Consider the following 6,987-nt stretch of genomic DNA (forward strand, 5'->3'; position numbering starts at 1 on the left):
GCTCAGTGCAACAGCAGTTGCGGTTGCCCGCTGCCGTCGATCTTGAAGACCGAGACCGACTTCACCAGGTCGTCGGCCTGCGTGCGCAGGCTGGATGCAGCGGCGGCCATCTCTTCCACCAGGGCCGCATTCTGCTGCGTGGCCTGGTCCATCAGCGTCACGGCCTCGCCCACCTGCGATACGCCCGAGCTTTGCTCCGAGCTGGCGGCGCTGATCTCTCCCATCAGGCGGGTCACGCTGCCAATGCTGGCCACCACCTCGCCCATGGTGGCGCCGGCCTTGTCCACCAGGGCCGTGCCATGCTCCACGCGGCCCACGCTCTCGGTGATGAGCTGCTTGATCTCCTTGGCCGCCTGGGCGCTGCGCTGGGCCAGGGTGCGCACCTCGCCGGCCACCACCGCAAAGCCGCGGCCCTGGTCACCCGCGCGGGCAGCCTCCACGGCGGCATTCAAGGCCAGGATGTTGGTCTGGAAGGCGATGCCATCGATCACGCTGATGATGTCGTTGATCTTGCGGCTGGAGTCGTTGATACCCTTCATGGTCTCGACCACCTGCGCCACCACCTCCCCGCCCTGCTGGGCGATGGTGGAGGCGGAATGGGCCAGCCGGTTGGCGTTGACCGCATTGTCCGCGTTCTGCTTGACGGTGGAGCCGAGCTGCTCCATCGAGGCGGCCGTCTGCTGCAGGGCGCTGGCCTGCTGCTCCGTGCGGGTGGACAGGTTCTGGTTGCCCTGGGCGATCTCGGAGCTGGCGGTGGACACGCTCATCGACCCCTCGCGCACACCGGCCACCAGGCCCGAGAGGCTCTGGCGCATGGCCTCCATGGCGGACACGAGCGCAGCGATCTCGTCGTTGCCACGGGTCACCATCGGGCGTGCCAGATTGCCGTTGGCAAACTCCTCGGTCGCAGCACTCGCCTCGCCCAGCGGCCCAACGATGGAGCGCGTGGTCAGGTAGCCAATCACCACGGCAAAAATGACCACGGCGACACTCAGCACAATGAGCTGCATGCGCAGGGATTCGAACTGGCGCATCGATTGGTCGATGGCCCGCTGACTGACCTTGTCGCTTTCTGCCAGAAAGGCGTCGATGTTGCCGACCAGCCGGGTCAGCAGCGGCCGGCATTCGGCGTTGATCTTCTGGATGGCTGCATCCTTCTCGCCCGCGCTCGCCAGGCGCGTGATCTCCAGGGCAATGGGGCCGTAGGCCGCCTCCGTCTCCTTGACCTGGGCCAGCAGCTTTTGCAGCGGCACGGCCGCATCGGGCGGCGCGGCCTTCAGGGCCTCTTCCACGTTTTTGAGCCCCTTGCCCACGGCTTCATGGGCCGTGCCGATCAGCTTGAGTTCGGCGTCCGCATCGGGCTTGGAACTGGCGATCACCAGGTTGCGCGCCGACACGGCCCTGGCATTGGCGGCATCGAGAACACTGTTGCCCAGACCCTTGATCACGTCCAGGTGGTTGACCTGAACCTCCAGATTCTGCTGGGTGAGGGACTGCCCCCGTACACCCATGATCGCCACCAGGATGAGGGCGAATGCAAGGACGGCGTAGCCGATGGCAAGGCGCGTCTTGATGCTCAGGCTTTGCAGGAAATTCATCGCGAAGTTCTCCCTCTGGTGGGTGCGCATGCGCGGAAAACACCGGCCGAGGCCGGTCTACAGCGTGATTGCCCTGACCCCCTCCTCCTTGCCAGCCCTCGCTGGCCCTCTGCGCCGCTCTTCTTGTATGGATTTTTGGCCCCGCGCAGACTTGGGGGAGATCCTCAATACCAATACATTGCGCCTCCTGCCTCCAACTGGCAAGCGTTTTCTTGCCACCCCCGGTGCATGGCGAAAGGAACGCCGGCGGCACGCAAACCGCGCCATACAGGGCGTGCGGCGAGCGAGGGCCCTAAACCCTGCGCGACGCGCCGGAGGCTGCAATCCGGGGGTAGGCCACCGCCAGCGCGCCCACAAGCATCGCTGTTCCATTCGCGTAGACCCACATCTCCCCCTCTAACAGGAGCGCGGTGAACACGGTGATCCCGAAGACGATGGCCACGATGGTGAACAACGCCATCGCCACCTGCCGGCGGTGCGAAGGCGCCATGGCCACGCCGGTCAGCACGAACAACGCCCCCAGCATGGCGCAGGAGCCGAGTTCGATGAGCAACGTGCCCAGCACGCCATGGCCCATCTGCCAGGCGCTGATGAATTTGGTCAGGCGCTGCGCCAGAAAGGCGACCGCGAATGCGGCTGGCAGCAACAGGAGCCAGCGCATGAACTTGCTTTTCAACATTCCCTCTTTTCCCCCTGCGTGCGCCATCTGATCGCGGCCGGCCCCATCGATGGGCTCAAGAACCGGTCCAAAGCCACGGCGAAATGTACCAACTTGATTCGGGCGTGCGAGCGCTCTGCCCTCCCTCCCCCAAATCGGTGATGGCCCAAAACCCGCCCGCACCGCACAATGAACCGCCATCCACAAGGGGGAAACCATGCGTTGGATCGTGGTTGCCATCTGTTGTTGTCTTGTCCCGCCCATTGCCTTTGCAGCAATGAGCACGCCACCGGGCACAGTGGGCCTTGCCGGCGCGCTGAACCTGGCCTACCTGCTTGCATTGAGCAGCGGTGTGGGCTGGCTGGTTCAGCAAGTCGCGCAGACATCGGGGCGCTTCAGCCCCAAAGCCGAAGCCGTCCTCAGCGCAGCGAGCGCCCTGATCGTGGGGCCGCTGCTCTGGTTTGCGCTGTTTCGGTAGGGAGACCCGGCCACCGCATCCGCGCCTGGCAGATCGGCAGCGGGCCGACAACCATCAAACCGCCTCACCATGTCGGGCCAACTCTGGCCCGCCGAACGCGTTGTTCGGGCCTTGTTACGCATTCCTGGCGCGCGCCCCCCAAGTAGATCAACTCTGCTCAGGGGTTTCAGTTTTGGCGGGAAAGGAGGATTCGAACCCAGGACAGGCGATATTGAAGCGTATGGCACGCGTAGTCCGCCCTATGGAGACCCACGCCGGGGCACGCTGGAAAGCACTGATTCAGTTTTCTGTTTAGGTTCAACCCTTAAACTGCTCGTGCTGCGCCATGTGACGGGCGCCGACGCCCAGCAGGTGCCCGTGCTGTCCCGCGAGCTGACGAGGACGAGAAGGAGATACTGATCTCCTGATGGGCCGCCTCATCTACCGGCGTACGGCGGCGTCGGCTGGGTTGAACTGAGGCAGCCGGCCGGACGCAAAAAGCCGCCTCTCGGGCGGTTCTCGTTTGGTTGCTGACTTGAACTATTGGGTTGCGACGATCAAGCGCCAGCGGATGGCGCCTTGGGCTGTTTGATGCTGGTGGTGGTTTTGGGGCGGAAAGGGATCGCCCTGGTTGGCGGCAATCTCACCAGCGCATCCTTCGCAGCGATAAATGCCAGAGAACGGCACGGCAGTCCCTGGTCCGTGCGCTTGATCAAACGCCGCATGGTCCCCTTTGATCACAAACTGGTTGTACTTAAAAATTGCCATAGATGCTCCGAAGTTGATTTGTGGAACTTGATCCTAGGCATCAGCGGGCATGGCACCAAGTTCAAAATGGCGCGCGCGACCTCACGACCACGACCGGCGCCGGGCCTTGGTAGATCATCTCGTTGGTCTCCAGCACGTAGACCGTGGCCAGCGTGCCATGCTCCTGTGCCTCATAGTGGTCGGGTGGCAGCGGTAGGACCCGCTCGCCACGGGACTTGGTGCGCAGCAAGGTCGGGTTGCGCGGTGTCGGGGGACCAGGGTCGAAGGGCACAAGCGCCACAATTTCCACCGGGCCAGCGCCGTCGTACATCAGCGTGCCCGTGCTCGCTAGCGTGACGATCCACCGCGCGCCCTCCTGGCGGATCAGGTGCTCACTGACCCTGCGGAGCAGTTTGGTTTCCTGCCGCGCGCCGTAGCCTGGCAATGGCGGGGTGAGCATCAAAGCCCGGAACTCCTCGCGCCCTCCGAGGTGCCCTCGGTGCAACTCGAACTCGCAGGGCTGGTCCAGCACCAGACGCTCCTGGCGCGAGCCTTCAACGGCGACTGCGTCCGGGTGCTCCTTGCGGATGAACTCCTCCGTGGCCGAGAAGCGCGTGGTGCTCCAGCTATCCCGCCCTGTCGCGGTCTTGCGCCTCGTTCGCCACAGAAACTTGACCTCGATCTTCACAGCTCGCCCTTAAAACACTGTATGAATTTACAGTGTTTTGGAGCATTCGGAGTACCATTGGCGGCTTCGGTGGTGTCCTACTGGCGCCCGCTGAGCCCGGGCCTACGATGGGCGCTCACCAATCAGGAGCGCGGAGAATCCCGCAGAATTGGTCAACTTCTGGAGCCTAGCCATGTGCAACAGGTACGTGTCTGCAGAGGAGCGCGACATCGAGCGCGAATGGAACATCGGCGCCCGCAACCAGCCGGCTCTGTTCGACAAGGTGCTGTTCCCGCGTGGCAAGGGCGCCTTCATCCGCAGGGCGCGGGACGATGCAGGGTACAGCCGCGAACTGGTGGTTGGCCAGTGGGGCCTGATCCCCTGGTTCGCCAAGGAGCCCAAGCTGAAGTACCCGACCAACAACGCCCGCAGCGAGGAGCTGGCGGACAAGGCCAGCTACAAGCTGCCGTGGGCTCGCGGGCAGCGCTGCATCATCCCGGCGGCCAACTTCGATGAACCGAACTGGGAGAGCGGCAAGAACGTGTGGTGGCGCTTCGCCCGGGCCGATGGCCCCCCCTGGGGCCTGGCCGGCCTGTGGAACAACTGGACCGACAAGGCCACGGGCGAGGTGCACGAGAGCTACACCATGTTGACAATCAACGCGGATGCACACCCGCTCATGAGCCGCATGCACAAGCCCGACCCCAAGGTAGGCCCCACCGAGCAGGACAAGCGCAGCGTGATCCCCATTGAGGCCGGCGACGTGGACGCCTGGCTGGCCGGCACGATGAATCAGGCACAGGCCCTACTGCGCTTGGCGCCCGTGGAAATGTTCGCGGCGGCCCCCCCCCCCGAGCAGTGAGGAGCGCGCCATGGCGGAACACACCCTGGCAATCGTTGACCTCGCTGGCCTGCTGCCTGAGGACATGCGCCGGCGCGCCCTTGCGGCAGCCGAGGCAATGCTGGAGCACAAAGGGGTGACGGTCGAGCAGTGCGCCGCCATTGGTACCAGGCCGACCAAGCCGGTCAGCCCAGGCACCATCCTCAGCTTCTTCGGCGGCATGGGGGAGGTTGCTGCTTCGTGGCTAGAGGCATGCGCGGTCGTGCAGGACCTATGCGGCCCGTACGCGAAGCTGCGCATAGTGGACAAGCAGGCGCCGCTGCAGCACTGACGCGGGAGTACGGCCCGAACGTGGCGGGGATTTGGTAATGGCGAACGCGAACTCACCCCTGACAGACGAGCAAGCTAATCTAGGAGCTTCTCCATTCTTGTCTCTTCAAAACAACTCCTGAGCATCAGTTCCGAACGCGTCCCAGTACGATCAGCAATCATCTTTTTGCAGGCAGCTACAAAGTTATCTAACGCATTTCCAAAATGCTTGTCATAGGTTTCACGATGTGCCAGCATATCCAAAGATTTCAGCATAAAAACTTTAAGATTTTCCCCGCGCGCTTCAGAAATTGTCGCGTAAAAATCCTCCATAGTAGCCGCCTGCAAAACCGCCTCATCATCTGGATTCCAGCCATTACTGGAAGCCAAAAAATTGATTACACTAAATAATGATTTTTTTGGCTTGAGATTTTCCCTTATTTCTTCGACGGCTAAAGCGAGTCTGGGGTGCAATGCTTTCCCTCTCATCGACCAATAAGCGCCGCTCACTGCATCCATTCTAGAGACATTGTTATTAATTTTTTCCAAACTGCGGCTAATAAATTCATCCCCGAGCGCACCCATGTTCAAAGCCACCAAAACGCCATGCAACTCAGACACGGAAAAAACATCTAGGAAATCCACATGCGACCTTAAGCAAGTTGCCTCTTCAAGCAATTCATCAGCAGTTTTATGTAGGTCCCAGCGGGCCGAATCGAAAAAGACTTGAACAGCATCTCTAGCCGCAGCACCCTTAAAATCCTTTATGTGCAAATCAATTATTGCATCCAACCGTTCTTGGTCTATTAGGCCGGATGACAAATAGGTCTGCACTTCCTTTTCGTAATCTCCAACTGAGTCAATTCCGAGCCTATCAAAGAGCAATGCCCACTCTGCGCGAAGCTTTTCTTCGTCGCCCAACTCAACCTTTTTATTCTTGTTCAGAGCATCAAAAACAAGATTTTGGGAATAGGACAGAACAAATTCCGCCGATGGACCCTTTTCAAGCCCTTTATAGTGAATCGCTGATAACAAGACCGTCGATGGAATAAGGCGGTGCTGCACCGACTCAGTCAACTGGTTCTTGGATTTCAACAATTTACCGATAATCTGGATTATTTTCCGAATAACACGAATGTTAGTTAAATTGCAAGCAACAACTGCTTTCTTGACCCGATCCAAACAAACCCCCGGCCGGCCCAAAACCGCCACATCAAACGCTTCCTCTGGGGTCGTATTAAGACGAACCTCTTCATCGATCACCTTCTCTCGGAATTTCTCCCACAACTCAATACCATCAAGCTTATCGCTATTAAGAATCAAAAGAACTCTACACTCATACACCTTTGTAAAATCATCAATAAAACCAAGCACTTCGTCGATACTTAGCTTTTCATGCTTCCGCTCTACATCGTCAATAACGATAAATTTTCCTCTGACAAGCGCCGGAACAGCTAAGGCAACGATTTCGTCGATTGCCGAGGTGTACGGAGCAACTGCTTTTAGCACACCCTTACCTAGCGTGTAAATTCCAGTCGCCGCGTCACGAACAACTCCTTTTTTACTTATCAAAGGCGCCGCTGCCTGTGCAAGCTTAATTTTCAAATCAGATATCGTGGCGACCCCAAAAAGCGATAAGTAAAGAGCTGGCGGATTCAAAACTGAAGTGCAACACCTGCCACCCTGTAAGGTCCGCAGATGCACAACCCC

Annotated in this window: 7 protein-coding genes; 3 read left to right on the top strand and 4 right to left on the bottom strand. The window is 59.9% G+C overall.

Annotated features, from left to right (window positions below; all coding sequences use genetic code 11):
• Positions 1 to 2: 2 nt before the first annotated feature.
• Both ASE31_RS33005 and ASE31_RS32475 read right to left on the bottom strand, forming a co-directional pair.
• Positions 3 to 1,598, bottom strand: a complete 1,596-nt coding sequence (locus ASE31_RS33005; protein ID WP_057264247.1) for a methyl-accepting chemotaxis protein — start codon at positions 1,596 to 1,598, stop codon at positions 3 to 5.
• Between the two features lie 292 nt (positions 1,599 to 1,890).
• Positions 1,891 to 2,496 (bottom strand): hypothetical protein, encoded by a 606-nt coding sequence (locus tag ASE31_RS32475; RefSeq protein ID WP_235514344.1) that lies wholly within the window; start codon positions 2,494 to 2,496, stop codon positions 1,891 to 1,893.
• A 37-nt stretch (positions 2,497 to 2,533) separates the two neighbouring features.
• On the opposite strand from ASE31_RS32475, the gene ASE31_RS08030 reads away from it, so the two are divergent.
• On the top strand, positions 2,534 to 2,734 hold the full coding sequence (locus tag ASE31_RS08030; RefSeq protein WP_057201058.1) for a hypothetical protein: 201 nt from the start codon (positions 2,534 to 2,536) through the stop codon (positions 2,732 to 2,734).
• An 808-nt stretch (positions 2,735 to 3,542) separates the two neighbouring features.
• On the opposite strand, the gene ASE31_RS08035 is transcribed toward ASE31_RS08030, so the two are convergent.
• On the bottom strand, positions 3,543 to 4,148 hold the full coding sequence (locus ASE31_RS08035; protein WP_057201060.1) for a hypothetical protein: 606 nt from the start codon (positions 4,146 to 4,148) through the stop codon (positions 3,543 to 3,545).
• A gap of 172 nt (positions 4,149 to 4,320) precedes the next feature.
• Between ASE31_RS08035 and ASE31_RS08040 the strand changes: the two genes are divergently transcribed.
• Positions 4,321 to 4,989: an SOS response-associated peptidase gene (locus tag ASE31_RS08040; RefSeq protein WP_057201062.1), complete on the top strand. Its 669-nt coding sequence runs from the start codon at positions 4,321 to 4,323 to the stop codon at positions 4,987 to 4,989.
• A 10-nt stretch (positions 4,990 to 4,999) separates the two neighbouring features.
• A complete protein-coding gene (locus ASE31_RS08045; protein ID WP_057201064.1) occupies positions 5,000 to 5,299 on the top strand; it encodes a hypothetical protein in 300 nt (99 codons plus the stop codon).
• 74 nt (positions 5,300 to 5,373) lie between these two features.
• On the opposite strand, the gene ASE31_RS31495 is transcribed toward ASE31_RS08045, so the two are convergent.
• Positions 5,374 to 6,987, bottom strand: a 1,614-nt coding sequence (locus ASE31_RS31495) for a hypothetical protein (RefSeq protein WP_235514345.1), incomplete at its 5' end; no start/stop codon positions are given.

The sequence above is a fragment of the Acidovorax sp. Root217 genome (assembly GCF_001428645.1).
In the GTDB taxonomy this organism is placed as follows: domain Bacteria; phylum Pseudomonadota; class Gammaproteobacteria; order Burkholderiales; family Burkholderiaceae_C; genus Acidovorax.